Source organism: Citrobacter sp. CK188 (assembly GCF_030333525.1).
Taxonomy (GTDB): domain Bacteria; phylum Pseudomonadota; class Gammaproteobacteria; order Enterobacterales; family Enterobacteriaceae; genus Citrobacter_B; species Citrobacter_B koseri.
In genome coordinates this window covers 201,091-227,858 of record NZ_JAOWFU010000038.1, presented here as the reverse complement: position 1 = coordinate 227,858, position 26,768 = coordinate 201,091, and the positions used below count along the sequence as shown (strand labels likewise).

Sequence of the window (26,768 nt, the reverse complement as noted above, 5' to 3'; positions counted from 1 at the left end):
TGAATGCTGAAACTCATACAAATATTGAATATCACCTATTTAACCATAAAAAAAGCCAGTCAGGTTTATCTGACTGACATGAGAGGGATAACGCGTTAGCCGTCATCCGGCATTATGTGCCGATGTTTAGTTCCACAGCGCCAGAATCGGCCAGCCAACCACCAGCAGCATGGTGATGTAGATGACCCCAAAGATCGCGCCAAGACGCCAGTAATCTTTGGATTTTACATAGCCGCAGCCGTAGATGATGACCCCCGGCCCTGTTGCATACGGCGTCAGGCAGCCCATGATACCGATGGACAGCACCAGCAGAATACAAAGTTGCTCCATCGGAACGCCTGGAATACCTTTACCTATCGCCAGAATGACCGGCAGCATGGTTGCGGTATGTGCGGACAGGCTGGCGAACAGGTAGTGAGCAAAGTAGAACACCAGTACCAGCACAATCACCGTTGCGTTAGGTGAGAAGCCTTCCAGATGGGCGCTCATTGTGGTAGCAAACCAGTCGATAAAGCCCGAACGGGTTAAGCCGTTGGCCATGACAACCAGCGTCGCGAGGTTAACAAGGGTGTTCCACGCACTGTTATAACGCGTGATGTCTTTCCACGGCACAACGTGCAGCGCCAGCATCAGGGATACCGCCAGCAGACCGACAGCGGTGGCGTCAATCACTTCACCGCCAAATACCCACAGTCCGAGGCTGAGCAACACCAGACCGATCAGCGTCATCTCTTTGCGGGTCAGCGTGCCCATCGTTTTTAACTCTTCGCCAGCCCATGCCGCAACTTCGGCGCTGTGGGTCACTTCGGGTTTGTAGAGTACGTAAGAGAGCCACGGTGCGACGATCAGCAGAATGATCCCTACCGGTAAGAAGCCCAGGAACCACTGCAACCAGCTGATCTGAATACCGGCAATTTTGCTGACGAATTCCAGACCCAGAACGTTAGGCGCCGCGCCGGTCACGAACATGGAAGAACTGAGGCTGGTACTGATGACCATCATCCACATCAAGTAACCGCCAATGCGGCGCGCGGAAGGATCGTTTGGAAACGACTTAAACAGCGGCGGCAGGTTCTTGATCACCGGGAATACCGTACCGCCGGTACGCGCGGTGTTGGACGGCGTAAACGGCGCCAGCAGAATATCGATGATGACAATGGCATAACCCAGCGTCAGGGTGCGTTTACCCATGAATTTCACCAGGAAGAGCGCAATACGGCGGCCCAGACCGGTGACTTCATAGCCCAGCGCGAAAATGAATGCGCCGAACACCAGCCAGACGGTGGTGCTGGAGAAGCCCGCCAGACCCCATTTCAGCGCCTGCTTGCCCGCGTTAAAGGCCGGGTCGGCCAGCTCTGAGGCATCAAATAACAGATAGTTGCTGCCGATAACGCAAATGGTCACCGCGATAAAACTGATCGCGGTGGCCGGAATCGGCTCCAGTATCATCCCGACGATCATCGCCACGAAAACGGCGAAGTAGTGCCATGCCTGAGGGGGCATGCCGTCCGGGACGGGGATCAAAAACATGATGCCCATAACGACTAATGGGGCCAATAACTTCCATATATTATCTTTAGATAAAGACATAAGTGATTCTCCGAAAAGGATCTTTCAATAATTATGTAAATGATTAACTTGCGAAATTTGTGCTAAAAACCAGGTGACGATCAGCAAGTCGGCGCTGCCGCCTGGGCTGAGGTTGCGTGCAATGCACTGCTGATCGAACCGGTGGAGATGTTCAAGATCGGCAGGAGAACGAATGCCTCCTTGCCGTAATAATGTTGTCGCCTGCTGTTGCATCCAGCGCAGGCCTTCCGCGCCGCCGCGTGATGCGACGTTGGTGTCGCCGTTCATTGAGATCAGCAGCAGCAGGGTGTCGAGCAGCGCCAGCTCGGGGTCGCGCCCCTGCGCCAGCAATGCGCGGTAGTGTGGTAAAGCATGGCGGATCACTAACGGGTAACCCGCTTCGGCTTCGCCGCGCGCGCCAGTTAACCCCAGTTGTTGGTACAAGCGTTGACCTGCGGTGAGTTGTTGATTGTTCTGTCGCAGTTCACGCTCGGTCAGACCCCGGCAAAATGTTGCGGCGGTCGAGCAGATGTTTACAGGAGTGATCGGGGAATGCTGCTGGTGCAGGCGTCCGATGGCGGCGCACAGCAGTCCCAGGGAAAATATGCTGCCTTTATGCGTGTTAACGCCGGCAGTGGCGCGAAACATGTCGGCTTCGCAGGCCATACCTAATGGACGTAGCCCTTTCAGTACATCGTCTGACGGTAGCTGCGCGCAGCTCGCGCCATATTCGATAAAACGCGGCAGCCAGCCCTGAATGGCCAGCGCGCTGCGATGGAAATCTTCCAGCGCCATGTCTTTGTGCGCGCCGCAGTTAATGCGATCGACCAGACCCGGCTTGGGAGATAAATTAACCTCAGTCAGCATGGCGCGCCACGCCAGCAGGGCGTAGGCGTCAAGCAGCGTCTGAGGAATGGCGGCGGAATCAGTTGATGTGGCTGGAATCGGCATCATGCAGCAGCGCCTCCATGCGAATAAGTAAGTCGGAAAGCGCGTGGGTTTTCCCCCGGGCGCATTCAGCGGCGCTTTGCTCGCACAACAGGCAGCGGCGGACAGGAAGCGAAAAATGACGGCGGGACAGAATGTCGCCTTCCGGCGTCAGCACATCGATATCCCATAAACGTCCCAGCGGATGCTGATGCTCAAGCTCGATCGTGGCGAGCTTGAGATCGCGGGCTGGCGCCTCAATGGCGAGGAACCCTTCCGGCCCACTGGCTGAGGCCAGTGCAGCCTGCTCCCTGACAGACCAGCCTGCTTTTTTCGCCACGGCGAGCAGGGCGGTTACGCCGTGATTGAAGATTCGGCGAGTAAGCTCGCTGTCTTTAATCGGGCCGGGCGCCACCACGGTAAAGGAGACCAGTGGAGTGAGATGGCGCGTCAGCCAGGCGTGTTGCCGCGCTTGTCTCTCATCACGGCTGACGAGCAGCTCGGGAATGGAAACCGCATGGCGAGTGGCCTGTTCAGGGAGCAGGTGCATGGCTTATTCCTTCACCTGATGAACAACGTCAATGACCGAACCGTCGCGGTAACGCACTACGGCGATGACGCGATCGGTATATTCAATGGCGCGAGGTTGGCCGGTGAGCAACTGCGCACGTTCACGCAGCCATTCAATGGAGACCACTTTCATTCCCGCTTCTTTCAGGCGTTCCGCCAGCTCCGGGCGCGCCGGGTTGACGGCGATGCCGTGGTCGGTCACCAGAATGTCGACGCTGGAGCCAGGCGTTACGCAGGTGAGCACGTTATCGACCAGCGTCGGGATGCGGCCGCGAACCAGCGGTGCGACGATGATTGACAGCGCGGCGGCAACGGCGGTATCGCAGTGACCGCCTGACGCGCCGCGCAGTACGCCATCGGAACCGGTCAGCACGTTCACGTTGAACTGGGTATCCACCTCCAGGGCGCTCAGCACCACGACATCCAGACGATCGACCGATGCGCCTTTTGAGCCCCAGTTGGCATACTGGTTGGCGCTGATTTCGATGTGATTCGGGTTGCGGGCCAGCGATTCTGCGGCGTTACGGTCGAAGCTCTGTACGTCCAGCAATTTGCGGATCAGCCCTTTTTCATGCAGGTCGACAATCGTGGCGGTAATGCCGCCCAGCGCGAAATCCGCGTGAATATCGCGGCTGCGCATTTTGTCTTCCAGAAAACGGGTTACCGCCAGAGAGGCTCCGCCGGTTCCGGTTTGCAGAGAGAAGCCTTCCTGGAAATAGCCTGAGTTGGCAATCACGTCTGCCGCGCTGCGGGCAATCAACAGTTCACGCGGGTTGGTGGTCATACGGGTCGCATCTGCGCCAATTTTGTCGGCGTCGCCTACCCGTTCGATCTGCACGATGAGATCCACCTGGTCCTGGGCGATACTGGCTGGATTATGCGGATACGGCAGCAGCGCTTCCGTCAGCAGAACAACCTGGCGGGCGTTTTCGGCATCCACTTTCGCATAGCCCAGCGAACCGCAGCAGGCTTTACCGGTGTAGCCGTTGGCGTTGCCAAACGGATCGCAGGACGGCACGCCGAGGAAGGCCACATCGATATTGAGCTCACCGCTTTGCACCAGATGGACGCGACCGCCGTGGGAGTGAATTTGTACGGGTTCATCCAGCAATCCGCGGGAGATCTCTTCCGCCAGAGGGCCACGCAGACCAGACGTGTAAATTCGGCTCACGACGCCCTGGCGAATATGCCCGACCAGTGGCGCGTGGCAATCGCTCAGCGAACTGGAGGCCAGCGTCAGGTTTTTAAAGCCCATGCTGGCGATGGTGTCCATCACCAGGTTGATCGTCAGGTCGCCGCCACGGAAAGCGTGGTGGAAAGAGATGGTCATTCCATCCTGTAAACCAGAACGGCGGATGGCTTCTTCAAGCGTGGCGCACAGTTTTTTATCGCGCGGTTTTTGCGCCTGTAAATTCAGTTTCGAAGTGCTCTGAAAAGCGGAAAATTCGCTTTCGGCATGGCGACTCCAGGCCGCTACCCGTTCTTGTCGTTGAAGTTGTTCGATTTTCTGCGTCATTTTTTTGCCTTATTCTTCGCGAATGCCGGAAAGTTCTGCACGGGAGAGCACCAGACGGGCGCGTTCAATCACCGGGCTGTCTACCATTTTGCCGTTCAGGGAGACGACGCCGCGGCCTTCACGGGCGGCGGCTTCTGCGGCTTCCACGACCAGACGCGCATGGGCGACTTCTTTAAGCGTCGGGGCATACAGGTTGTGCAGCAGTTCAATCTGGCGTGGGTTGATGAGGGACTTGCCGTCAAAACCCAGCTGTTTGATGTGTGACGCTTCGTGCAGGAAGCCCGCTTCGTTATTGGCATCGGAATAGACGGTATCGAACGCCTGAATGCCTGCGGAGCGTGCCGCCTGTAAAATGGAGCAGCGGGCAAACAGCAGCTCGGTGCCTTCCGGGGAACGTTCGGTACGCAGATTGCGCACATAGTCTTCCGCCCCCAGCGCGATCCCGATGAGACGTTCGGAGGCGTGGGCGATTTCAACGGCGCGGGTAATGCCCAGCGGCGACTCGATTGCGGCCAGCAGCCCGGTGCTGCCGGGTTCACGGCCGCAGGTTTGCTCAATGCGAAGGATCTCTTTCTCGATGTCGGTAACATCCTGAGCGGTGTCGGTTTTCGGCAAACGGACAACGTCAGCGCCGCCGCGAACCACCGCTTCAAGGTCGTTAATGCCCCATTCGGAATCCAGCGCATTAACGCGGACAATGGTTTCCACATCACGGTACAGCGGGTGTTGCAGGGCGTGATATACCAGACGGCGAGCGGTATCTTTTTCACGTAGTGCGACGGAATCTTCCAGGTCGAACATCAGCGCATCGGCCGGGTAGATAAACGAGTTGCTGACCATCGCGGCATTTGCGCCGGGGACGAACAGCATGCTGCGGCGGGTGCGGGATTTACGTTGTTGCAGAGAGGCGGAAATCATTGGCGATCCTCCCACGGCAGAGCGGGGATGCCGCTGGCGCGAGCCAGTAACGCTTCCAGCCGCGCACGCAAAATGCAGTCCAGCGCGCCTTTGTCATCAACATTTAGTTGCACACCGCGGACGTTATAACGGGCAAGCACATCCAGAATGGTGGCGCGAATGGCGTCGCCAAACTGTTTTTCAACGCTGCTGTTGATTTGCAGGTCAATATCCTGCGTGTCGAGTGGAGCAATGCGAATCATCACATCACCGGACTCAAGTGTGCCAGCGACGGCAGCCTGGTCTATTTTCATTTTTCACCTGTTTCTAATGCGGGGGTCTTTTGGCGGACTACCGCGCTGGACGGGTTACGTTCAACCATGCCTTGCAGATAGTGCAGAGTGGGGTTGGGAACCAGCGGTGCGATAGCCGTGAGATCTTTTTTAACCAGCAGCTTGCGTACCCAGGAGGCGGAAATTGGCATCTCCTGGAAACACAGCCGCTCAATTTCCACCAGCTCGATGGGCGGGGCGGGAAGCGTTGGCGTCTCCAGCCAGTAGCGCATATCGTGGTTGTACTGGGAGGTGACGGTGCAAAACGGTTCCGTGCCGACAAAACGGTGTGTTACACCCAATGCTGGCGCCAGGTACTGGCGGAAAATCTTCAGGTCGATTTCGGTGTAACAGTGGTTAATGACGCTTTGTTCTTTGATGAAGTAGCACGGAAAGGTCGCACGCGAGATGATGTACTCGGAACCGCGATGCACAGTCAGGCGTGGAATATCCGTTGTTCCTTTGATCACCAGATCAAACCTGTCCTCGTACGGAAAACGCGACGTATCCTCTTTTACCAGGAACAGGTGCAGCCAGTCGCACTGTGCGGCGGCCTGTTGGATCAGGTAGCGATGCCCGTTTGTGAAGGGGTTGGCGTTCATGACGATACAGCCGATTTTTTTCCCGTCATGACGCAGTTTCGTTAAGGATTCAGCGTAGCGTTTCAGGCGCGTATTGCTGTTTTCCATGAGCACCATCACGCCAGGCACATCAGCCAGCGTTGAGAAGCCGCACTGTTTAAAGAGCGCTTCGTATTCTGTTTTGGTGTAGATGAAGAGGTGCGTACAGTGCCTTTCGTAGGCGAGGTTGATTAACTCTGTAGCCAGCGTCAGCGCCAGCCCTTCGCCGCGCACGGATTGGCAGATAGCAACGCATTTAATGATATTTCCGGCAATACCGCCGCAGGCAATAAGACGATCATCGCGCGTAACGGTAATAAAAACTTCGACGGTGGTATCTACGCTTAAATCATTCTCTTTCAGAAATTGCGTGATAACCGCCATCTTTTTATTTTCTGAGCGTTTCACTTGCGTGAATACATTATTACCGAACATAGTATTGAGCGTCCTGATGATATATTTTGTTGCCAGTTTTTTGCGTATGTTGTGTGTCGTTGCAACCTGATAACGTTTTGTTTTCAATTAGAGCGGTCGTTGTTTTTATTACGACGTATTTCTTTTTCTCTCTGTTGCCTACATCGTAAGGGGTATTTTGGTGGTAAATTTTGATTTATTTCACAAACACTTAGATGGTTTTTATGTGTTTAATGGTTTTAAGTTTTTTAATTAATTTAATAGCAAATTGCGCGGTGGGTTTTATTTGTTTAATTGATTTAAGGTGGGGAATCTGTAACGATCGCTATTAAATGCACAGCAGAAAGTTAAAACATTTTTATTACATATACGGGAAATGAGACGCTTACGCCAGCGAAGGAATAACAATGCCCGACCCAAAAAATAAAAAACGGTTTCTTTTTTTTCGTCAACTCGCGTTCCCGCTGCGGATTTTTCTGCTCATTCTGGTCGTTTCTGTTTTCATCATCGCCGCGTTAGCCCGCTATTTTTCCGCCAGCTTTGAAGACTATCTGGCATCGCATGTCAGGGATATGGCGATGAACCAGGCAAAAATTATCGCCTCCAACGACAGTATCATCACGGCCGTGAAACACCGGGATTACAGGCGGCTGGCGACCATCGCGGATAAACTACAAAGCGACACCGATTTTGATTATGTGGTCATCGGCGACAAAAACTCGATTCGCCTCTACCATCCTAACCCGGAAAAAATTGGTTATCCGATGCAGTTCACGAAACCCGGCGCGCTGGAGAACGGTGAGAGCTATTTCATCACCGGCAAGGGGTCTATTGGTATGGCGATGCGCGCTAAAACGCCGATATTTGACGACAATGGCAACGTGATCGGCGTGGTTTCCATCGGTTATCTGGTCAGTAAAATTGACAGCTGGCGACTGGATTTTTTACTGCCGATGGCGGGCGTATTCGTCCTGCTGCTGGTGGTGCTTATGCTGCTTTCCTGGTTTTTCGCCGCCCACATTCGCCGCCAGATGCTCGGGATGGAGCCAAAGCAGATTGCGCGCGTTGTGCGCCAGCAGGAGGCATTATTCAGTTCAGTGTATGAAGGATTAATTGCAGTCGACCCGGAAGGGCACATTACCGCCATTAACCGCAACGCGCGAAAAATGCTGGGGCTGCGTTCGCCGGGGCGGCAATGGCTGGGTAAGTCGATAGAGACGGTTGTTAATCCTGCGGACTTCTTCACACAGCAGATAGCGGAAAAGCGCCAGGATGTGATGGCGAATTTCAATGGGTTGAGCGTTATTGCTAATCGTGAGGCCATTCGCTCCGGGGATGAATTACTGGGGGCAATCATCAGCTTTCGCAGCAAGGATGAAATTTCCACCCTGAACGCCCAACTGACGCAAATAAAACAGTATGTGGAGAGCCTGAGAACGCTGCGTCATGAACACCTGAACTGGATGTCGACGCTCAACGGTCTGCTCCAGATGAAAGAGTATGATCGGGTCAGGGAAATGGTGCAGGGCGAGTCGCAGGCGCAACAGCAACTGATCGATAGTCTACGCAGCGCGTTTGCCGATCGCCAGGTCGCCGGTCTGCTGTTCGGCAAAGTCCAGCGGGCGCGGGAGCTGGGGCTAAAAATGACGATCGTACCCGGGAGTCAGCTGCACCGACTCCCGGAAGGGCTTGATAGCACCGAATTTGCCGCGATTGTCGGCAATCTTCTCGATAACGCGTTTGAAGCCAGTTTGCGTACCCGGGAAGGGAATAACGTCGTTGAACTCTATTTGAGCGACGAAGGGGACGATGTGGTGATTGAAGTTGCCGATCAGGGATGCGGCGTTCCTGAATCTCTGCGCGAAAAAATATTTGAACAGGGTGTCAGCACCCGAACCGATGAACCAGGCGAACATGGCATCGGGCTGTATCTGATTGCAAGTTATGTGGGGCGCTGTGGCGGGGTGATTACGCTGGAAGATAATGATCCCTGTGGCACCTTGTTTTCTCTATTTCTTCCGAAAGTGAAAAAAAACGATGACGGAACCATTAACCCTATTGATCGTTGAGGATGAAACGCTGCTGGCGGAAATGCATGCGGAATATATCCGCCATATTCCCGGTTTCAGCCAGATATGGCTGGCGGGCAATCTGGCGCAGGCCCGTATGATGATCGAACGTTTTAAACCCGGGCTTATTCTGTTGGATAACTATCTGCCGGATGGGAAGGGCATCACGTTGCTGCATGAACTGATGCAGGCGCGCTATCCCGGCGGAATCGTGTTTACCACGGCCGCCAGTGATATGGAAACCGTCTCCGAAGCGGTGCGCTGGGGGGCGTTTGATTATCTGGTGAAGCCGATTGCCTATGAGCGTCTGGGGCAGACGCTTACGCGGTATCAGCAACGCCGGCGTATGCTGGCGGGTAACGATAGCGCCAGCCAACGGCAGATTGACGAGATGTTTAATGCCTATGCGCGAGGGGAGCCAAAAGGTGATTTGCCGACCGGGATTGATGCTCTGACGCTGAATGCCGTGCTGAAGCTGTTTAGCGACCCAGCGACGCGCCATACGGCTGAGACGGTGGCGCAGGCGTTGACGATCAGCCGTACCACATCCCGGCGGTATCTGGAGTATTGCGCCAGTCAGCATTTGATTATTGCCGAGATTATTCACGGAAAAGTGGGCAGGCCGCAGCGTATTTACCACGGTTGAATTCGGGATTGGCCAATCGCCCGGTGGCGCTATGCTTACCGGGCCTACGGGTAAGATTTGTAGGCCGGATAAGGCGTTACGCCGCCATCCGGCGAATCGTCTACAAATTAATTCGCTTAACCACCCGCCACAGCGGAAGAAGTGCCTGGCACCATCACTTCAGTTGCAATAATGACAACCAGCAGCCCGACCATAACCGGAACGGAAGTACGCTTCACCACTTCAAACGGCGAAATCTTCGCCATCCCTGCCACCGCAACGACGACGCCAGAGACCGGGGAGATCGTGCGCCCCAGATTTGAAGCCTGCAACATCGGAATGGACAGGTAAGCCGGGTTAATACCGGAAGAGTGCGCCAGTTTGGGAATCATTTCGACAAAGGCATAGAAAGGCGCGTTACCGGAACCGGTGGTCATTGCCGCGAGCATGGTCAGGATCACCAGTACCAGCATGAGGATAATACTGGCGGAGCCAAACGAGGTGGCGATAGAGATCAGACTCTGGATGAAACCGATAGTGCTCAGCCCCTGAGCGAATACCCCGGCTGCGACCAGCAGCATCACCACGCCCGCAAACGCGTCAGCCATCCCGCGGTACGCGACTTCCAGACCGGAAAAGACTTTCTGTGTATTGAATCCGCGAATGAACTCCAGCACGGCAGCGAGCAGCATACAGATGACGAGAATAGTAATAATGTGCAGCTGCGGACCCCATTTACCATCAAAAACCAGAACGCCGATAATCGGTGTGAATGGCAGAATGGCGTAAAACGCCGGGGCGGTGGTGGTAATTTCGTTTACATCCAGCATTTCATGGGAGATGTTCTCTTTTTTATCCAGATAACGCTGCCAGAAAAAGTGGGCAATCGCCATACCGATAATGGCGGCAATGGAGATCGGCAGGGTCGTTTTAAAGGCAAAATCAATCAACGGCATCTCAGCCGCTTTTGCCGCCAGAACCACGTCGCCCGAGGTCGGAGAAAGGATGATCGCTGCGGGGGAAGCGCAGATGGCGGCGGCAGCGCCACGGCTGATCCCGACGTTAACCATCACCGGGAAGAGCGTTGCCATCAACAATACGCCAAGCCCTGTTGCCGAAGAGACCGCCAGCGACATCAGGCAGGCGACAAAATAGGCGGCGATCATCAGCAGGTAAGGTGAGTTAATGTATTGCAGCGGTTTGGAGGCCAGTTTTACAACCATGTCGTTTGCGCCGATATGCGTCATGTAGGCGGCGAAACCGCACAGCATCATGATCATCATACCGAGGTCGCCACCACGGCTCATCAACAGAATCTTAATGTATTCAACGATGTCCGTCGCGGTATAGCCGGTACTGGTTTCACTGGCGGGCAGGACTTTATGCCCCATTAACGCGCTGATAATCAGCAGCACCAGGCCGCCCACAAAGAGCACGCCGGTTGCTGAATAACCTTTAATGATGTAGCGCGCTACACCCACAATAACCATAACCCCAATAAGGAGTTCAATAAACGTTAGCATTGTTTCCCCTGTCGCCTGGACGCCCAGAAAGTAAGAATAAAAAAGGAACAGAAAGTGGTGTGAAAATGTGCCGAATAAACCGCTTCCCCTTGCTGATTAAAATCAAGAAAAGGACGGATTAAACGTCCTGTGTTGTTATTTTTTCATGCAGGCAACGAATATGAAATCTCTCAGGTGAAAAATTTACGTAGAAACGTATTTGTTTTGTATTTGTTATTTTTATGGAAATGTAATGTTAATGATGGGGTGGTGTACAGAATTATAACAGGCCAGATTCCCTTTCCTGATGATAAAAAGTTTCAGTAAACGGCGATGATCCGTATGAAATAAACGGGAAATAAGCGGGTTCGTTATTGCAAAGGGGAGTTTTCTGATTTTTCGTTACCTGTTTTTTGTTAAGATTCCATTCAGGTTCGTTTTGCTACGATCGGTATTGAACTCCAGGATGGTAATTAAGTTGTGATTGTCGCTAAAAAATATTTTCTTGTTCTTTCATTTCTCTTTGTGCAATTCGCCCTTCTGCCCCAGGCCTTTTCAGCAGATAAAGGCTGGTTTGATACGCTGAAAGATAATGTGTCGGAAACCTGGCAACAACCCGAGCATTATGATTTGTACGTGCCGGCCATTACCTGGCATGCGCGGTTTGCCTACGATAAAGAAAAAACGGATCGCTACAATGAGCGCCCGTGGGGGGCAGGGTTTGGTCAGTCACGCTGGGATGATAAAGGCAACTGGCATGGGCTTTACATCATGGCGTTTAAAGACTCCTTCAATAAGTGGGAGCCTATCGGCGGTTACGGTTGGGAAAAAACCTGGCGACCTCTGGCAGATGAAAACTTCCACATGGGGCTGGGATTTACCGCTGGCGCAACGGCGCGTGATAACTGGAAGTACATTCCGGTGCCGGTTCTGTTGCCGTTAGCCTCGATAGGCTACGGTCCGGCAACGTTCCAGATGACCTACATCCCCGGTACGTATAACAACGGTAACGTCTACTTTGCCTGGATGCGTTTCCAGTTTTGATGAGTGATATGCCTTGTTAGTGGTATATAAAATAGCGTTATAAAACAATAGGTAATACAAAAAATCTAAAAAATAACGCGATATTTATCACTTTTTGGCAAAGTTGGACTGGACAAAATGCACCACAATTGATGTACTGGTACCCGACACAGCATTTGTGTCTATTTTTCATGTAAAGGTAATTTTGATGTCTAAGATTAAAGGTAACGTTAAGTGGTTTAATGAATCCAAAGGATTCGGTTTCATTACTCCGGAAGATGGCAGCAAAGACGTGTTCGTACACTTCTCTGCAATCCAGACTAATGGTTTTAAAACTCTGGCTGAAGGTCAGCGCGTAGAGTTCGAAATCACTAACGGTGCCAAAGGCCCTTCTGCTGCTAACGTAATCGCTCTGTAAGCATACGACAGCAAGAATTCCAAAACCCGCCAACTGGCGGGTTTTTTTATGCCCTTAATGCGCGGTGGATGCTGAAAACAGCCAAAACGCAAGCGCGGTCATGGCAAATGACCCGAGCAGGTTGACCAGTATATTCACCATCGCCCAGCCAAAACGCCCATCCTGGAGCAAAAAAACAACTTCCGCTGAGAAGGTGGAAAACGTGGTCAGGCCGCCGCAAAAACCGGTGGTAATCAACACCTTCCACATCGGATCAATATTCGTCATGCGACTAAATAAGGCGAAGCCCATACCGATGATGAAGGCGCCGATCAAATTCGCCGTCAGGGTGCCGAACGGAATGGACTGATGAAGCGGATTAAACCGCATACTCAACATCCATCTCGCTACGCTTCCTGTACCACCGCCAATAAAAACTGCTAAAAGGAGTTGTAACACTGAATATTCCTGCTATTTGATTGTATATGGGATGAGTGTAACGCCGAATAAACATCTTTGGCGAGTTTAACGAATCTGGTCGGAGGGGAGTATGCTCGTTGCAGCAGGACAATTTGCCGTGGCGTCGGTCTGGGAAAAGAACGCCGAAACATGCGTTTCGTTAATGTCTCAGGCGGCAGAAAATGGCGTTTCCTTACTGGTGTTGCCTGAGGCGCTGCTGGCTCGCGACGATCGCGATCCCGATCTGTCGGTTAAGTCCGCGCAGCTACTGGAGGGCGGATTTTTGCTCTGCTTACTGCGTGAGAGCGCGCACAATACGATGACGACAATCCTGACGATTCATGTTCCTTCAACGCCGGGGCGGGCATTCAACATGCAGGTTGCGTTGTGCGGGGGAAAGATTGTTGCGCATTACGCCAAGCTGCATTTGTACGATGCCTTTTCGATTCAGGAGTCCCGCAGCGTTGATGCCGGCGACACCATTGCCCCGCTGCTGGATGTTGAGGGGATCAAAGTCGGGTTAATGACCTGCTATGACCTGCGCTTCCCGGAGCTGGCACTGGCGCTGGCTTTGCAGGGGGCTGACATTCTGGTGCTGCCTGCCGCCTGGGTAAGAGGGGCGCTGAAAGAGCATCACTGGGCGACCTTACTGGCGGCAAGAGCGCTGGATTCAACCTGCTATATCGTTGCCGCAGGGGAGTGCGGCAACAAAAATATCGGTCAAAGCCGAATCGTCGATCCGTTTGGCGTCACAGTAGCCGCTGCGGCAGAGACTCCGGCGCTGATTATGGCCGAGGTCTCCGCCGAGCGCGTCAGGCAAGTTCGGGCGCAACTTCCCGTTTTACGTAACCGTCGTTTTGCGCCACCGCAATTATTATGATGTTTTTTTAAACTAAGCTTGATTCACCTTGTTACAGATTGCTATTGTGTGCGCGCGTCGAATGACCGTTAATATTCTCAGGTTAATATGGCGCGTTAAGCCGCCTGATTTTAAGTCAAGAAGGTATCTATGGGTGAGATTAGTATTACCAAACTGCTGGTGGTTGCCGCACTGGTCGTTCTGCTGTTTGGTACCAGGAAGTTACGTACGCTGGGCGGAGACCTGGGCACGGCAATTAAAGGTTTCAAAAAGGCGATGAATGATGAAGACGCTGGCGCGAAAAAAGAAGCGGGCGGCGATATTCAGGCTGAGAAACTCTCTCATAAAGAGTGATCATGACGCGAGCAGGATGCTCCTTCATCTGACTCTGAAGAGAAAAAACCCGCGTTTAAGCGGGTTTTTTATGCGTTAAATGTAAGCGAGTATTACTCGATCACTTCACTTCCAGTCCTTTCGCCTGCATGTCTGCATGGTAAGAAGAACGAACAAACGGCCCGCAAGCGGCATGGGTAAAGCCCATCGCCATGGCTTCGGCTTTCATCTCATCGAACTCTTCCGGGCTAACATAACGCTGTACCGGCAGGTGATGGCGGCTTGGCTGTAAATACTGGCCCAGCGTCAGCATGGTGACGCCATGACGGCGCAAGTCGCGCATAACCTCAATGATTTCAGCGTTGGTTTCTCCCAGACCGACCATCAGACCCGATTTGGTTGGGATTTCCGGGTGGGCCTCTTTGAAACGCTCCAGCAGCTTCAGCGACCAGTTGTAATCGGCGCCTGGGCGTACCTGACGATAGACACGCGGTACGTTTTCAAGGTTATGGTTGAAGACATCTGGCGGGGTAGCGTTAAGGATCTCCAGTGCGCGATCCATACGGCCACGGAAGTCAGGCACCAGCGTTTCAATTTTAATTGCCGGGCTTTTTTCACGAATCGCGGTAATGCAGTCAGCAAAGTGCTGAGCGCCGCCATCGCGCAGATCATCGCGGTCAACGGAGGTGATAACCACATAGCGTAACGCCATATCCGCAATCGTCTGAGCCAGTTTTAATGGTTCGTTGGTATCCGGGGCGACAGGGCGACCGTGGGCAACGTCACAGAACGGGCAACGGCGGGTACAAATCGCGCCGAGAATCATAAAGGTGGCGGTTCCGTGATTGAAACATTCCGCCAGGTTAGGGCAAGAGGCTTCCTCGCAGACAGAATGCAGGCCATTTTTGCGCATTGCCGCTTTGATGCCCTGGATACGAGTGGAGTCCGCTGGAAGCTTTATTTTCATCCATTCCGGTTTACGCAGCAGGGCTTCGCGCTCTGTTGCCACATTTTTAACCGGGATAAGGGCCATCTTATCGGCATCGCGGTATTTGACACCGCGTTCCATCACAATGGGTTTACTCATAGCGTGCGTGTTCCAGTTGCGAATAACGAAGGAAAGCGTTTCAATTCAAGGGAATGTTGTATTTATCAACTATTTTTGAATTAACTACAGGCAGTATATCATTGAAACGGGCCATAAAGCAGCCTGAGTGGTCGGCAAAATGTAAAATAGTTGTTGTTTTGTGCCATTTGCCCAACATCTCCTGTGACTAAGCAGCAACATCTCCGGTTCGAAACGCATCGCGTATTACATCAATAACATTCTCCAGCACCGGGTCACGCAAGCTTAATTTGTTGTAATGCAGCGAAAAGTCGATTCTCTCATCGCTCAGTGGCGCATAGGGAATGCGCTTGAGCGGCCAGCAACGGCTAAATAAGGTGTAGAACCGGGTGGGCATCATCCCCAGCAGGTCGCTGCTGGCGATGAGTGAGGCAATGGTGAAGATGTTGTAGCTGCTAAAGTTGATTTGTCGTTCAGGGAAGAGGTCCTGGATACGCTGACGCACCAGGCTGAAATTCTGCCCTTCGAGCATCAGCAGAGTATGGTCGACCGCTTTCAGCTTCTCTTCGGTTAGCGGGGCGGAAAGTGAAGGGTGATCCTGGCGACAAACCAGCTCAACAGTATCGGCAAACAGCACATGGTGATGAATGGCCCGACTACTGTAGATATGGGTATCGATGACCAAATCGGTCTGAAACTGGCTGAGCTGGCATTCGGCGTCGCTTACCGGAATGTTGCGTAACAGAAGCTGCGGATACCGGGATTTGATCGCCTGATAGATGGTTGGCATGACTAACGCCCCGATAGAGGGGGGCGTGCCTATCGTGATGGTGCGTTGTTTGTCGTAGCTGCCGGTCAGATCCAGCGCGCCCAGAATAGATTCCAGCCCCTGGCTAATATACTCATGCAGGTGGGTGGCATAGGCCGTCGGGGTCACGCCCTGGCCTTTACGGATAAATAGCGGGTCGGGAAATATAGCGCGTAATTTTTGAATAGACTGGCTAATAGCGGATGGCGTTAAATTAAGAATTTTCGCAGCATTGACGATGCCTTTATGAACGTATACCGCTTCAAAAATAGTCAAGAGATTAAGGTCAATATTTCTCAGCGTTCTGAAAATTTGAGGTTTGTCTTCTGGCCGTTGCTCGATTAGACGTCGTCCCGGCAGATTATTATCATTCACGCTCTCGCTCCGAATTTATTCACGTTATAAATAATAGTAGGGTTTATATTTATTGCATTTTTGATTTGGCTTAAATATCGCCTGAATGTCAATATCAGTAACAATTTCAACAGGGTAACAAACAGTACATTCGGATTTTAGCCACGGCGAATCCCCTCATTCTGATGGCTGATGAGGTTGCGTCATTGACGGTTTTAGCTTAGGCATAACGAAAATATAGAAACCGGGCGGAGAAGTAAAGCATTCAAGCAATATATAGTTAATGACCCATGAATTGCGTGGGTCATTATATTTTATTGATTAAGCAGGAATATATTCATGAGGTGGATTGTTTAGCAGGGCTAAAATATTGGCCAACAGGCGAGGGGCAATATTATCCGTCGTTGCGTTATTATCCCATTGCGATATTTTCGCCATTTCCATCCCGGCATAACCGCAAGGATTGATGCGTAAGAACGGAGAGAGATCCATATTGACGTTTAATGCCAGACCATGAAAAGAGCAGCCGCGACGGATTCGTAAACCCAGTGAGCAGATCTTTTTTTCTCCCACATAAACTCCGGGCGCATCGGCTCGCGGATGCGCATCAATACCCAGTTCGGCAAGCGTATTGACGACGGTTTGTTCCAGCAGCGTTACCAGCTCTCGCACGCCCAGCTTACGGCGTTTAAGATTCAGCAGAACATACATTACCTGCTGGCCGGGGCCGTGATAGGTGACTTGCCCGCCACGATCGCTCTGGATCACCGGAATATCGCCGGGCATTAATACATGCTCCGCTTTACCGGCCTGACCCTGGGTGAAAACAGGAAAGTGCTCAACTAACCAGATCTCATCGGGCGTGTTTTCATCGCGGGTATCGGTGAATTCGTGCATGGCCTGGGAAACGGGTTCGTAGGGCTGAAGACCGAGCTGGCGGACAAGAATTTTATCCTGATACAAAACGGCATCTCCGTAGAGAATGAACAAAAGAGGGAGAAAAGTATATCACAGCGGGGGAGGATGTTACCCGGGCAACGCCGGGTAACGAACGGATGTATTACAGCACCATACGAACGATATCGATATTACCCAGTTCTTCGTACAGTGTTTCAACCTGCTCGATATGGGTTGCGTTGATGGTGATAGAGACCGAGTGGTAGTTACCTTTGCTGCTCGGTTTTACCGTCGGGGAGTAATCACCTGGCGCATGGCGCTGTACCACTTCAACCACCTGATCAACCAGCTCAGGCAACGCCTGCCCCATTACTTTGTAAGTAAATGGCGTAGGGAATTCAAGCAGTTCGTTAAGTTTGGTTTTCATGTCAGCTCCGGCATTACATCAAAAAATAATAACTCCCACAGCGTGTGGGAGTTATCAGGATACTCAGTATATGGGGATGGAAATCACACTTTCAAGTGCTTAATTTTTAACCAAACCAGTGATGGAACATTAATTTAATGTAATCAATGATTTTGCCGAAGAAGTTACCTTCAGGAATTTCCTGTAGTACCACCAGCGGGCGCTGCTCAATGGTTTTGCCATCCAATTGGAAGTTGATTGTGCCGACGACCTGGTTTTTCTGCAACGGGGCATGCAGTTCCGCCGTGTTCAGCACGTAGCTGGCTTTCAGATCTTTCATGCGGCCGCGAGGGATAGTCAGATAGACGTCTTTATCCACACCCAGCGAGGCGCGATCGGTATCGCCAAACCAGGCCGGTTCAGAGGCAAACTCTTTCCCGACTTTCAGCGGGTTCACGGTTTCAAAGAAGCGGAAGCCCCAGGTCAGCAGTTTTTTGCTTTCTGTTTCACGACCTTTGTAGGTACGTCCACCCATCACCGCAGAGATCAGGCGCATCTGGCCTTCAGTTGCCGACGCCACGAGGTTGTAGCCTGCTTTATCCGTGTGGCCGGTTTTGATCCCGTCAACGTTCAGGCTGTTGTCCCACAGCAGACCATTGCGGTTTAACTGGCGAATCCCGTTGAAGGTGAACTCTTTTTCTTTGTAGATGGAGTATTCGTTTGGCACATCACGGATTAATGCCTGGCCGATCAGCGCCATGTCGCGCGCAGAGCTGTATTGTCCATCAGCATCCAGGCCATGAACGGTCTGGAAGTGGGTGTTTTTCAGACCCAGGGCATTCACATAGCTGTTCATCAGCCCGACGAAGGCATCCTGGCTGCCGGCGGCAAAGTCGGCCATCGCCACGCAGGCGTCGTTGCCGGATTGCAGGTTAATACCACGGATTAACTGGGAAACAGGAACTTGCATACCCGGTTTCAGGAACATCAGGGATGAGCCTTTAAATACCGGGTTGCCGGTAGCCCAGGCGTCGTTGCCGATCGTCACCAGATCGGTTTCTTTAAATTTCCCTGCTTTCATCGCCTGGCCGATGACATAGCTGGTCATCATTTTGGTCAGGCTGGCGGGATCGCGGCGCGTATCCGCATTCTGTTCCGCCAGCACTTTGCCGGAGTTGTAGTCGATCAGGATATACGACTCCGCATCGATCTGCGGAACGCCTGGGATCATGGTTTTGATATTCAGGTCATCGGCATGCGCGCTTGTGATAAAGGCGGCGCAAAGAGCCGTGGTGAGCGCCATGCGCTGCATGAAACGAGCGGAAAAAGTGGTCTTCATGGTCTGAACTACGACGTCCGTGATGGAATTAAAAAAAGTGCCCTACTATAGCAAAAGCATAACCGGCAGGCATCTGACTTTCCGCGTGACTTTGTTAATGTCATTTACAGAAATTGACAATTCAGATGCCCTTTGCAGGCTACTGCGCGCTGGCGATAAAGGACTGTAACTGGGCTTCAGATTGCAGACGCTGCTGCAACGCGCTGGCTTCAGTTTTGCTGGCGAATGGTCCAAGCTGAATGCGCCAGACTGCGCCGTTTTGCATCACACGGCCCGGTACGCCAAACTGCTGGCTTAAACGCTGCTGGTACTGCTGCGCGCGCGTTTGATCGCTGACCGCGCCAACTTGAACCACGAAACCGCTGCTTGCGGCGGCCGGAGCTGGAGCCGGCGTCGGGGCAGCGACTGCGCCCTGAGTCGAACCAGGAGCTGTTACCGGCGCGGCGGGTGTCGCTGCGGCGGGCTGTGGCACGGGCGTTGCTTCGCTGCCTTCGAGCACCCCGGAGGCGAGCGTGGTCGGCGCGCCAAGGAAGCCGCTGCTGTTGACCGGTGCGCCGCTCGGGTCATCGCTTTTCAGCGTCGAATTGCTTATCGCCCGGACATCGCCTTGCGGCTGTACCGATTCCGGCGCGGAAGAGACGCTGCCCATGCCGCCGCTTAAATCAGGGCGCGCGGGCAGGGCGTAGGTCTGTTTCGCCACTGTCGTGCAGGCCATGCCTGGCCCTGACAGTGAACCATCCTGCGCAACGATAATGGGATCAACGCGGACTTTGGTGTTATTCGATGTATTCAGACGATCGGCCGCCGCGCGGGAGAGTGAAATCACCCGATCGTTACCGTAAGGGCCGCGATCGTTAATGCGTACCACGATCATCCGGCCATTCGCCAGATTCGTGATTCGCGCATAGCTCGGGATCGGCAGCGTTGGATGCGCAGCGGTGAGCTGCATCGGGTCAAACGCTTCGCCTGATGCGGTCAAATTGCTGCCGGGTTCCGCATCATAAATAGCGGCAAGCCCGGCCTGGCTAAAGCGAGACGGGTCCTGGACAATTTTGTAACTTCTACCGTCTCGTTGATAATCCTGATTTGCTGTCGGGCTCAGAGGTTCATAACGTGGCTCCGCCCCGCCGATTTCAACAATCGGCCCGTTACACACCGCAGGCTGCGGCGCGACGGCAACCTGCTGCTGACCATCATCACTCGAACACGCCGCGAGTAACATTATTCCTGCCGCGACGCAGACTCCTGGCAACTGCTTACGCATTGCGCACCCCTTACACGCTTTTCGACAACATTTTTCTGTGGGTGTGGATCGACATAACAATCCCGAACCCGGCCATCAGCACTATCAGTGCGGAGCCTCCGTAACTGACCAGCGGGAGTGGAACCCCTACAACGGGCAGAATACCGCTCACCATACCAATATTTACGAAGACATAAACGAATAATATCAACATTAAACCACCGGCCATCACGCGACCAAAGGTGGTTTGCGCGCGGGCAGCGATCCACAGTCCGCGCATAATCAGCAGAATGTAGAGCGCCAGCAGGATTAATATTCCCACCAGGCCTAACTCTTCCGCCAGTACGGCGAAGATAAAGTCGGTGTGGCGTTCGGGTAAAAACTCAAGCTGCGACTGAGTGCCGTGCAGCCAGCCTTTACCGCGCAGGCCGCCGGAGCCAATCGCAATTTTAGACTGGATGATATGATAACCCGCGCCTAAAGGGTCGGTCTCCGGGTCGAGAAGCATCATGACGCGCTGGCGCTGATAATCATGCATCAGGAAGAACCACATGATCGGGATAAACGCGGCAATCAGCACCACCGCAATGCCGATTAAACGCCAGCTCAAGCCAGACAAAAACAGCACGAACAGGCCGGAAAGGGCGACCAGAATCGAGGTGCCCAGGTCAGGCTGCGCGGCAACCAGCAGCGTCGGCATAAAAATCAATACCAGCGCGATAGCCGTGTTTTTCAGCGACGGCGGGCAGACATCACGGTTGATAAAGCGCGCCACCATCAGGGGGACGGCGATCTTGGCGATTTCAGAAGGCTGAAAACGGACGATCCCCAGATCCAGCCAGCGTTGCGCTCCTTTGGATATCGCCCCGAAGGCGTCTACCGCCACCAGCAGGATGATGCAGAAAATATAGAGATAGGGCGCCCATCCTTCGTAGACACGAGGCGGGATTTGCGCCATCACCACCATAATGACCAGACCCATCGCGATCTGACCGATTTTTCGCTCCATCATGCCAATATCCTGGCCGCTGGCGCTCCAGATGACTAATGAACTGTAAACCAGCAGCGCCAGCAGAATCAGTAACATCGTGGGATCGATATGGATTTTATCCCAGAATGTTTTTTTGTTCGGATTATCCGTCACGATTATTGGTCCTCCGCCGCTGCAACCGCCGGGTTTTCCGCAGGCAAATTGGTGTTGTTGTCGCCCAACATGATGTGGTCAAGAATCTGACGCATGATTGTACCGACAGCCGGGCCCGCGCCGCCGTTTTCCAGGATTATGGCGACAGCAACCTGGGGATTGTTATACGGCGCGAATGCCGTCATCAGTTTATGGTCGCGTAGTCGTTCAGCAATTTTGTGCGCGTTGTAGGTTTCGTTGGCTTTCAGGCCAAAGACCTGCGCCGTACCAGACTTCGCGGCGATTTTATACGGCGCGCTGGCGAAATATTTATGCGCAGTGCCGTTCGCGCGGTTTGCGACGCCGTACATGCCGTCTTTGGCGATTTCCCAGTAACCGGAGTGAATATCGCCGACAGGCGGTTCGTGCGGCTGTACCCACGGCACCTGTTTGCCATTCTCTGCCGTGCTCATCAGCAGATGCGGCACTTTTACCACCCCGTCGTTAATCAGGATCATCAGCGCCTTGCTCATCTGGATCGGGGTTGCCGTCCAGTAACCCTGGCCGATGCCCACCGGGATGGTATCGCCCTGATACCACGGCTTTTTAAAGCGTTTTTGCTTCCATTCACGGGTTGGCATATTGCCGGAACGCTCTTCAGCCAGATCGATGCCGGTATATTCCCCGTATCCAAATTTGCTCATCCACTCGGAGAGTCGGTCTATCCCCATGTCATAGGCCACCTGGTAGAAGAAGGTATCCGCTGACTCTTCAAGGGATTTGGTGATGTTCAGATGACCGTGACCCCATTTTTTCCAGTCGCGGTAACGCTTCTCAGAACCCGGCAACTGCCACCATCCGGGGTCGAACAGGCTGGTATTACGGGTGATCACCCCAGCGCTTAAAGCGGACACCGCGACATACGGTTTGACCGTTGAGGCCGGCGGGTAAACACCTTGCGTCGCCCGGTTAACCAGCGGCGTATTCGGGTCGTTGAGCAACCCTGAGTAATCTTTGCTGGAGATGCCATCCACAAACAGGTTCGGGTCGTAGCTCGGCATGGAAACCAGCGCCAGTACGCCGCCTGTCCGTGGGTCGGTTACGATCACGGCGGCGCGGCTGCCCGCCAGCAGCGTTTCAATATATTGCTGGAGTTTCAGGTCAATTGTGAGATGGATGTCATGCCCGGCCTGCGGCGGCACCTCTTTAAGCTGACGGATGACGCGGCCACGGTTGTTAACTTCAACCTCTTCATAACCCGTCTGGCCGTGCAGCACCTCTTCGTAATAGCGCTCAATCCCCAGCTTGCCTATATCGTGCGTGGCGGCGTAGTTGGCCAGCTTACCGTCTTTATCAAGGCGTTCGACGTCTTTATCGTTAATCTTCGAAACGTAGCCGATGACGTGGGTCAGCGCGGAGTTGTAAGGATAGTAGCGGCGCTTGTAGCCTTTCACTTCCACGCCAGGAAAACGGTACTGGTTGACGGCAAAACGCGCGACCTGCACTTCGGTCAGGTTCGTTTTGACGGGAATAGAGGTAAAACGGTGTGAACGTGCGCGCTCTTTCTTGAACGCGGCAATGTCATCGTCGTTCAAATCGACCACGCTGCGTAACGCATCCAGCGTTTGCTGAACGTTATCGACCTTCTCCGGCATCATTTCTATCTGATAAATAGTGCGGTTGAGGGCGAGGGGGATGCCGTTACGGTCATAGATGATCCCACGGCTGGGGGCGATAGGAACCAGTTTGATGCGGTTTTCGTTCGAGCGGGTCTGGTAATCGGTAAAACGCACGATTTGCAGATTATAAAGGTTGGCGATGAGCACGCCGGTCAGCAGCAAAATACCCAAAAAAGCGACCAGCGCCCGGCGCACGAACAGCGCGGACTCAGCCGTATAGTCGCGAAAAGAATTCTGTAGTTTCATCCGCTGCTTAATCTACTCAAGGCTTAATAATCACTCACGGTGATAAGGGTGGTTGGTGGTAATACTCCACGCCCGGTACAGACTCTCTGCCACCAGCACCCGAACCAGCGGGTGGGGGAGGGTTAACGCAGAAAGTGACCAGCTTTGTTCCGCCGCCGCTTTACAGGTCGGAGACAACCCCTCAGGGCCGCCAATCAGGAGACTGACGTCGCGACCATCCAGCTTCCAGCGCTCCAGCTCAGTCGCCAGCTGCGGCGTGTCCCAGGGTTTCCCTGGGATATCAAGGGTGACGATACGGTTTTTGCCTGCGGCCGCCAGCATCTGCTCACCCTCTTTGTCGAGAATACGTTTAATATCCGCGTTCTTGCCGCGTTTGCCCGCTGGAATTTCGATCAGCTCAAACGACATGTCTTTCGGAAAACGCCGGAGATACTCCGTAAAACCGGTTTGTACCCAGTCGGGCATTTTCGTACCGACAGCGACAAGTTGAAGCTTCACGCATTAACTCCAGAGTTTTTCCAGTTCATACAGGCGACGGCTCTCTTCCTGCATGACATGGACAATCACATCACCCAGGTCAACGACAATCCAGTCGGCTACGCTTTCACCTTCAACGCCAAGCGGCAACATGCCCGCCGCGCGAGATTCCTGTACAACGTGGTCAGCAATAGACATAACGTGACGGCTGGATGTACCGGTGCAGATAATCATGCAGTCGGTGATACTGGATTTACCCTGAACATCTAAGGTGATGATGTCCTGACCTTTCAGGTCATCAATTTTGTCGATTACAAAATCCTGGAGTGCTTTACCCTGCAAGTTTTCCCCCTGGGTATTACGGATGAATATAAATAAGCCTGTCAGTATACCTGAACCCGAGGCGATGTCGGGACTAATGTCATCAACGGGCGTTTAAAAGTGGGTTATCATCCCATCCCGCACAACAGATTGCATCGCCATTTTTGTAAAACAATTTCTGCAAAGCTCTGAAGGGCGGGAGAAGTCTGGCGCGGAGGATAGCAGCCTGTCAGGGGGTGTCAATGGCCGAAACGCCCCCGAGGAGAAAAAACAGAAATATCACTCGCCGTGATGCCAGACAGCCCGACTGTTTAACACCTTCAGCGTGGCGAAATCTTCACAAAAATCAATGGCGCTCCAGCATCCTTGCTCAACCCTGAAATGCCATAATGAGGCGGCGGGCATGGACAATAATCGCGCGATCATGAGACTCAGAACCCCCTGGTGGCTCACGACCAGCAGGTTTTTATTATCTTTATAATCAGCAAGTTGTGCAATAAAACGCTCTACGCGTTGTGAGAACGCCTGGAAGCCTTCCCCATTGGTCGGGACGGCGTTCTGCCAGTCGGTGCACCAGGCCGTGTAGCTTGCCGCGTCTTCGCGGCTCAGATCGCGGTGATGACGCATCTCCCAGTCGCCAAAAAACATCTCGTTAAGCTCCGGGAACAGGCGCTGCGGTACGTCGCGGTCGTGAAGCACCAGCCGCGCCGTGTGGCGGGCGCGTTCCAGTTCGCTACAGAATACGTTGTCAAAGGGGACATTGCGCAGCAGGTTATTCAGCGTTTGCGCCTGGGCTATCCCTTTTTCTGTCAGCGGAGTGGGGGCGTGGCCGCTGTATAATCTGGCTACATTGGCTTCGGTTTCCCCATGACGAACTAACCAGAGTCGCATGTTTTTCCTCGTGATACGTATTCGCGCAAAATATGATATTCACCCTGATTGCGCAGCGCTTTTTCACTAAAATAGACTTTTTATCGGAGGCAAGATGCCTTTACTGAAGAGTGCGCATGGCGGTAACACCCGGGAAGCCGCCGCATTGTTGGGCATCTCGCCTGAACAGTTGCTGGATTTTAGCGCAAATATTAATCCTCTGGGTATGCCAGGGCGCTTAAAACGCGCGCTTATCGACAATCTTACCTGCGCGGAGCGGTATCCTGATGTGGATTATCAGCATCTGCACCAGGCGCTGGCGCAGCACCATCAGATCCCCGCGTCATGGCTCCTGGCCGGAAATGGCGAGACGGAATCCATCTTCACGCTGGTTCACGGGCTGAAGCCGCGTCATGCCATGATCGTCACGCCGGGCTTTGCCGAGTATCGCCGTGCGCTACAGTGGGGCGCGTGTGAGATACATGAATTTGCGCTTCGCGAAGCCGATGGCTGGCAACTCACGGACGCCATTCTGAATGCGCTGACCCCGGAACTGGACTGCCTGTTTCTCTGTACGCCAAATAATCCAACCGGACTCCTGCCTGCCCGCGAACTGTTACTGGCTATTGCGGATCGCTGTAAGACGCAGGGGATCGCGCTGATCCTGGATGAGGCGTTTATCGATTTTATTCCGGGTGAAGAGGGCTTTATTCCGCTGTTGCAGGGCAACCCGCATATCTGGGTGCTGCGTTCGCTCACCAAATTTTACGCCATTCCGGGGCTGCGGCTGGGCTATCTGGTGAACAGCGACGAGCAGGCGGTCGCGCAAATGAGAGCGCAACAGATGCCCTGGTCAATCAACGCGTTTGCGGCGCTGGCCGGAGAGGTTATCTTGCAGGATGCCGCCTATCACCAGGCGACCAGGCAGTGGCTGGCGGAGGAGGGGCAACGCTTCCGTCAGTGGTTACATGCGTTTCCTGAGCTAACGGTTTATCCCGGTCGGGCGAATTATCTTTTATTGCGCTGTGAGCGGGAAGGTCTGGATTTGCAACGCGCCTTGCTGGAGAAGCACATTCTGATCCGCAGCTGTGCTAACTATCCGGGGCTTGACGCGCGTTATTACCGGGTGGCGATTCGCAGTCAGGAAGAGAACAGCCGTCTGCTGACGGCGCTTGCGGAAGTCTTTACCGATACAACCCTTGCTGGTTGATGTAGTTCAGGACGGATTCCGGCATGAGATCGTCGCACGGTTCGCCTTTCTCCAGTCGCTCGCGGATAAGGGTGGCGGAGATATTGAACCAGGGCGTTTCAGCCAGATAAATTTTACCCGCCGGGAGCGCGTGCAGATCGTCCGGCGTATGGGTTAAATGGCGCTCCAGCCACTGCTGATGTTGCTCTTTCACCATCTCAAGCGGGTAGCCGGGGCGTCGGCAAACGATCAGGTGAGTATTGTCCAGAATGGTTTCATAGTCGTGCCAGGTCGGGAACGTCAGTAAGGAGTCCTGGCCGATGATAAACGCCAGCGGCGCGTCCGGGCCTTGCTCTTCCCGCCACTCTTTCAGCGTTTGCGCGGTGTAAGAGGCGGTATCGCGTTTGAGTTCGCGCTCATCCAGGATAAACAGCGGTTTGTCGGCGATAGCCAGCTCAAGCATATATTTACGCTGTGCGCTGGACGCTTCAGGCTGTGGACGATGAGGCGGTACGTTATTGGGCATGACAATCACCCGCGACAGGCCAATCAGATTGGCCAGTGTTTCCACGGGCTTGAGATGACCATAATGCACGGGATCAAAGGTGCCGCCGAACAGAGCCTGTAACGATTTCATA

At 53.4% G+C, this 26,768-nt stretch carries 28 protein-coding genes; 7 read left to right on the top strand and 21 right to left on the bottom strand.

The window, feature by feature from the left end:
* Positions 1-126 precede the first annotated feature (126 nt).
* The 7 genes from citT to citC are packed head-to-tail and all read right to left on the bottom strand — an operon-like array spanning position 127 to position 6,866.
* Entirely contained in the window at positions 127-1,590 is a 1,464-nt protein-coding gene (gene citT, locus OGV67_RS21590) for a citrate/succinate antiporter CitT (protein WP_012133375.1), read from the bottom strand.
* A 24-nt stretch (positions 1,591-1,614) separates the two neighbouring features.
* A complete protein-coding gene (gene citG, locus OGV67_RS21585; protein ID WP_115614975.1) occupies positions 1,615-2,523 on the bottom strand; it encodes a triphosphoribosyl-dephospho-CoA synthase CitG in 909 nt (302 codons plus the stop codon).
* Positions 2,495-3,046 carry a citrate lyase holo-[acyl-carrier protein] synthase gene (citX, locus tag OGV67_RS21580; RefSeq protein ID WP_115614974.1) on the bottom strand — a complete coding sequence of 184 codons (552 nt, stop codon included), beginning with the start codon at positions 3,044-3,046 and terminating at the stop codon, positions 2,495-2,497. Before citX ends, citG begins: the two co-directional genes overlap by 29 nt.
* Positions 3,047-3,049: 3 nt before the next feature.
* On the bottom strand, positions 3,050-4,582 hold the full coding sequence (gene citF, locus OGV67_RS21575; protein ID WP_012133372.1) for a citrate lyase subunit alpha: 1,533 nt from the start codon (positions 4,580-4,582) through the stop codon (positions 3,050-3,052).
* Between the two features lie 9 nt (positions 4,583-4,591).
* The gene (locus OGV67_RS21570) at positions 4,592-5,500 is read right to left on the bottom strand and encodes an aldolase/citrate lyase family protein (protein WP_024130551.1); all 909 of its coding nucleotides are present in this window, start codon (positions 5,498-5,500) and stop codon (positions 4,592-4,594) included.
* Positions 5,497-5,793 (bottom strand): citrate lyase acyl carrier protein, encoded by a 297-nt coding sequence (gene citD, locus OGV67_RS21565; RefSeq protein WP_012133370.1) that lies wholly within the window; start codon positions 5,791-5,793, stop codon positions 5,497-5,499. The genes OGV67_RS21570 and citD overlap by 4 nt, the downstream gene beginning before the upstream one ends.
* Positions 5,790-6,866, bottom strand: a complete 1,077-nt coding sequence (gene citC / locus OGV67_RS21560) for a [citrate (pro-3S)-lyase] ligase (protein ID WP_012133369.1) — start codon at positions 6,864-6,866, stop codon at positions 5,790-5,792. Before citC ends, citD begins: the two co-directional genes overlap by 4 nt.
* A 386-nt stretch (positions 6,867-7,252) precedes the next feature.
* Between citC and dpiB the strand changes: the two genes are divergently transcribed.
* Both dpiB and dpiA read left to right on the top strand, forming a co-directional pair.
* The gene (gene dpiB, locus OGV67_RS21555) at positions 7,253-8,914 is read left to right on the top strand and encodes a sensor histidine kinase DpiB (RefSeq protein ID WP_012133368.1); all 1,662 of its coding nucleotides are present in this window, start codon (positions 7,253-7,255) and stop codon (positions 8,912-8,914) included.
* On the top strand, positions 8,883-9,560 hold the full coding sequence (dpiA, locus tag OGV67_RS21550) for a two-component response regulator DpiA (RefSeq protein WP_012133367.1): 678 nt from the start codon (positions 8,883-8,885) through the stop codon (positions 9,558-9,560). Before dpiB ends, dpiA begins: the two co-directional genes overlap by 32 nt.
* 116 nt (positions 9,561-9,676) lie before the next feature.
* Here the strand turns inward: dpiA and dcuC are convergent, their stop codons facing one another.
* A complete protein-coding gene (gene dcuC / locus OGV67_RS21545) occupies positions 9,677-11,062 on the bottom strand; it encodes an anaerobic C4-dicarboxylate transporter DcuC (RefSeq protein ID WP_012133365.1) in 1,386 nt (461 codons plus the stop codon).
* A gap of 459 nt (positions 11,063-11,521) precedes the next feature.
* On the opposite strand from dcuC, the gene pagP reads away from it, so the two are divergent.
* Entirely contained in the window at positions 11,522-12,085 is a 564-nt protein-coding gene (pagP, locus tag OGV67_RS21540) for a lipid IV(A) palmitoyltransferase PagP (protein WP_012133363.1), read from the top strand.
* 187 nt (positions 12,086-12,272) lie between these two features.
* Positions 12,273-12,482 (top strand): transcription antiterminator/RNA stability regulator CspE, encoded by a 210-nt coding sequence (gene cspE, locus OGV67_RS21535; protein ID WP_000034825.1) that lies wholly within the window; start codon positions 12,273-12,275, stop codon positions 12,480-12,482.
* 54 nt (positions 12,483-12,536) lie between these two features.
* Here cspE and crcB read toward each other — a convergent pair whose 3' ends face one another.
* Positions 12,537-12,920, bottom strand: coding sequence for a fluoride efflux transporter CrcB (crcB, locus tag OGV67_RS21530; protein ID WP_024130549.1), 384 nt, complete (start codon positions 12,918-12,920; stop codon positions 12,537-12,539).
* Positions 12,921-13,011: 91 nt separating this feature from the next.
* On the opposite strand from crcB, the gene OGV67_RS21525 reads away from it, so the two are divergent.
* Together OGV67_RS21525 and tatE are read left to right on the top strand one after the other, a co-directional pair.
* A complete protein-coding gene (locus OGV67_RS21525; protein WP_115614973.1) occupies positions 13,012-13,800 on the top strand; it encodes a deaminated glutathione amidase in 789 nt (262 codons plus the stop codon).
* 129 nt (positions 13,801-13,929) lie between these two features.
* Positions 13,930-14,133 (top strand): twin-arginine translocase subunit TatE, encoded by a 204-nt coding sequence (gene tatE, locus OGV67_RS21520; RefSeq protein WP_012133359.1) that lies wholly within the window; start codon positions 13,930-13,932, stop codon positions 14,131-14,133.
* A gap of 100 nt (positions 14,134-14,233) precedes the next feature.
* On the opposite strand, the gene lipA is transcribed toward tatE, so the two are convergent.
* From lipA to OGV67_RS21465, 11 genes are all read right to left on the bottom strand, one after another.
* Entirely contained in the window at positions 14,234-15,199 is a 966-nt protein-coding gene (lipA, locus tag OGV67_RS21515) for a lipoyl synthase (RefSeq protein WP_012133358.1), read from the bottom strand.
* Positions 15,200-15,386: 187 nt separating this feature from the next.
* Positions 15,387-16,361 (bottom strand): YbeF family transcriptional regulator, encoded by a 975-nt coding sequence (locus OGV67_RS21510; RefSeq protein ID WP_047458193.1) that lies wholly within the window; start codon positions 16,359-16,361, stop codon positions 15,387-15,389.
* A 300-nt stretch (positions 16,362-16,661) separates the two neighbouring features.
* The gene (gene lipB, locus OGV67_RS21505) at positions 16,662-17,303 is read right to left on the bottom strand and encodes a lipoyl(octanoyl) transferase LipB (RefSeq protein WP_047458192.1); all 642 of its coding nucleotides are present in this window, start codon (positions 17,301-17,303) and stop codon (positions 16,662-16,664) included.
* 97 nt (positions 17,304-17,400) lie between these two features.
* Entirely contained in the window at positions 17,401-17,664 is a 264-nt protein-coding gene (gene ybeD / locus OGV67_RS21500; protein WP_000850547.1) for a DUF493 family protein YbeD, read from the bottom strand.
* 106 nt (positions 17,665-17,770) lie between these two features.
* Positions 17,771-18,982: a D-alanyl-D-alanine carboxypeptidase DacA gene (gene dacA, locus OGV67_RS21495; protein WP_012133355.1), complete on the bottom strand. Its 1,212-nt coding sequence runs from the start codon at positions 18,980-18,982 to the stop codon at positions 17,771-17,773.
* Between the two features lie 139 nt (positions 18,983-19,121).
* Positions 19,122-20,246: an endolytic peptidoglycan transglycosylase RlpA gene (rlpA, locus tag OGV67_RS21490; protein WP_115614972.1), complete on the bottom strand. Its 1,125-nt coding sequence runs from the start codon at positions 20,244-20,246 to the stop codon at positions 19,122-19,124.
* A gap of 10 nt (positions 20,247-20,256) precedes the next feature.
* A complete protein-coding gene (mrdB, locus tag OGV67_RS21485; protein ID WP_012133352.1) occupies positions 20,257-21,369 on the bottom strand; it encodes a peptidoglycan glycosyltransferase MrdB in 1,113 nt (370 codons plus the stop codon).
* Positions 21,370-21,371: 2 nt separating this feature from the next.
* Positions 21,372-23,273: a peptidoglycan DD-transpeptidase MrdA gene (gene mrdA, locus OGV67_RS21480; RefSeq protein ID WP_012133351.1), complete on the bottom strand. Its 1,902-nt coding sequence runs from the start codon at positions 23,271-23,273 to the stop codon at positions 21,372-21,374.
* A gap of 30 nt (positions 23,274-23,303) precedes the next feature.
* Positions 23,304-23,771 carry a 23S rRNA (pseudouridine(1915)-N(3))-methyltransferase RlmH gene (gene rlmH / locus OGV67_RS21475; protein ID WP_286466055.1) on the bottom strand — a complete coding sequence of 156 codons (468 nt, stop codon included), beginning with the start codon at positions 23,769-23,771 and terminating at the stop codon, positions 23,304-23,306.
* 3 nt (positions 23,772-23,774) lie between these two features.
* On the bottom strand, positions 23,775-24,092 hold the full coding sequence (gene rsfS / locus OGV67_RS21470; RefSeq protein ID WP_012133350.1) for a ribosome silencing factor: 318 nt from the start codon (positions 24,090-24,092) through the stop codon (positions 23,775-23,777).
* A 258-nt stretch (positions 24,093-24,350) separates the two neighbouring features.
* Entirely contained in the window at positions 24,351-24,962 is a 612-nt protein-coding gene (locus tag OGV67_RS21465; RefSeq protein WP_115614970.1) for an adenosylcobalamin/alpha-ribazole phosphatase, read from the bottom strand.
* Between the two features lie 94 nt (positions 24,963-25,056).
* Between OGV67_RS21465 and cobD the strand changes: the two genes are divergently transcribed.
* Positions 25,057-26,151 (top strand): threonine-phosphate decarboxylase CobD, encoded by a 1,095-nt coding sequence (gene cobD, locus OGV67_RS21460; RefSeq protein WP_115614969.1) that lies wholly within the window; start codon positions 25,057-25,059, stop codon positions 26,149-26,151.
* Here cobD and nadD read toward each other — a convergent pair.
* Positions 26,126-26,767, bottom strand: coding sequence for a nicotinate-nucleotide adenylyltransferase (nadD, locus tag OGV67_RS21455; RefSeq protein ID WP_114847778.1), 642 nt, complete (start codon positions 26,765-26,767; stop codon positions 26,126-26,128). The two genes, cobD and nadD, sit on opposite strands and share 26 nt — an antisense overlap.
* Between the last annotated feature and the right edge of the window lies 1 nt (position 26,768).

Bases quoted from the DNA above. Each gene is read 5' to 3' on its own strand.
- citT (WP_012133375.1), bottom strand. From the start codon at position 1,590: ATGTCTTTATCTAAAGATAATATATGGAAGTTATTGGCCCCATTAGTC.
- citG (WP_115614975.1), bottom strand. From the start codon at position 2,523: ATGATGCCGATTCCAGCCACATCAACTGATTCCGCCGCCATTCCTCAG.
- citX (WP_115614974.1), bottom strand. From the start codon at position 3,046: ATGCACCTGCTCCCTGAACAGGCCACTCGCCATGCGGTTTCCATTCCC.
- citF (WP_012133372.1), bottom strand. From the start codon at position 4,582: ATGACGCAGAAAATCGAACAACTTCAACGACAAGAACGGGTAGCGGCC.
- OGV67_RS21570 (WP_024130551.1), bottom strand. From the start codon at position 5,500: ATGATTTCCGCCTCTCTGCAACAACGTAAATCCCGCACCCGCCGCAGC.
- citD (WP_012133370.1), bottom strand. From the start codon at position 5,793: ATGAAAATAGACCAGGCTGCCGTCGCTGGCACACTTGAGTCCGGTGAT.
- citC (WP_012133369.1), bottom strand. From the start codon at position 6,866: ATGTTCGGTAATAATGTATTCACGCAAGTGAAACGCTCAGAAAATAAA.
- dpiB (WP_012133368.1), top strand. From the start codon at position 7,253: ATGCCCGACCCAAAAAATAAAAAACGGTTTCTTTTTTTTCGTCAACTC.
- dpiA (WP_012133367.1), top strand. From the start codon at position 8,883: ATGACGGAACCATTAACCCTATTGATCGTTGAGGATGAAACGCTGCTG.
- dcuC (WP_012133365.1), bottom strand. From the start codon at position 11,062: ATGCTAACGTTTATTGAACTCCTTATTGGGGTTATGGTTATTGTGGGT.
- cspE (WP_000034825.1), top strand. From the start codon at position 12,273: ATGTCTAAGATTAAAGGTAACGTTAAGTGGTTTAATGAATCCAAAGGA.
- OGV67_RS21525 (WP_115614973.1), top strand. From the start codon at position 13,012: ATGCTCGTTGCAGCAGGACAATTTGCCGTGGCGTCGGTCTGGGAAAAG.
- tatE (WP_012133359.1), top strand. From the start codon at position 13,930: ATGGGTGAGATTAGTATTACCAAACTGCTGGTGGTTGCCGCACTGGTC.
- lipA (WP_012133358.1), bottom strand. From the start codon at position 15,199: ATGAGTAAACCCATTGTGATGGAACGCGGTGTCAAATACCGCGATGCC.
- ybeD (WP_000850547.1), bottom strand. From the start codon at position 17,664: ATGAAAACCAAACTTAACGAACTGCTTGAATTCCCTACGCCATTTACT.
- dacA (WP_012133355.1), bottom strand. From the start codon at position 18,982: ATGAAGACCACTTTTTCCGCTCGTTTCATGCAGCGCATGGCGCTCACC.
- rlpA (WP_115614972.1), bottom strand. From the start codon at position 20,246: ATGCGTAAGCAGTTGCCAGGAGTCTGCGTCGCGGCAGGAATAATGTTA.
- mrdA (WP_012133351.1), bottom strand. From the start codon at position 23,273: ATGAAACTACAGAATTCTTTTCGCGACTATACGGCTGAGTCCGCGCTG.
- OGV67_RS21465 (WP_115614970.1), bottom strand. From the start codon at position 24,962: ATGCGACTCTGGTTAGTTCGTCATGGGGAAACCGAAGCCAATGTAGCC.
- cobD (WP_115614969.1), top strand. From the start codon at position 25,057: ATGCCTTTACTGAAGAGTGCGCATGGCGGTAACACCCGGGAAGCCGCC.
- nadD (WP_114847778.1), bottom strand. From the start codon at position 26,767: ATGAAATCGTTACAGGCTCTGTTCGGCGGCACCTTTGATCCCGTGCAT.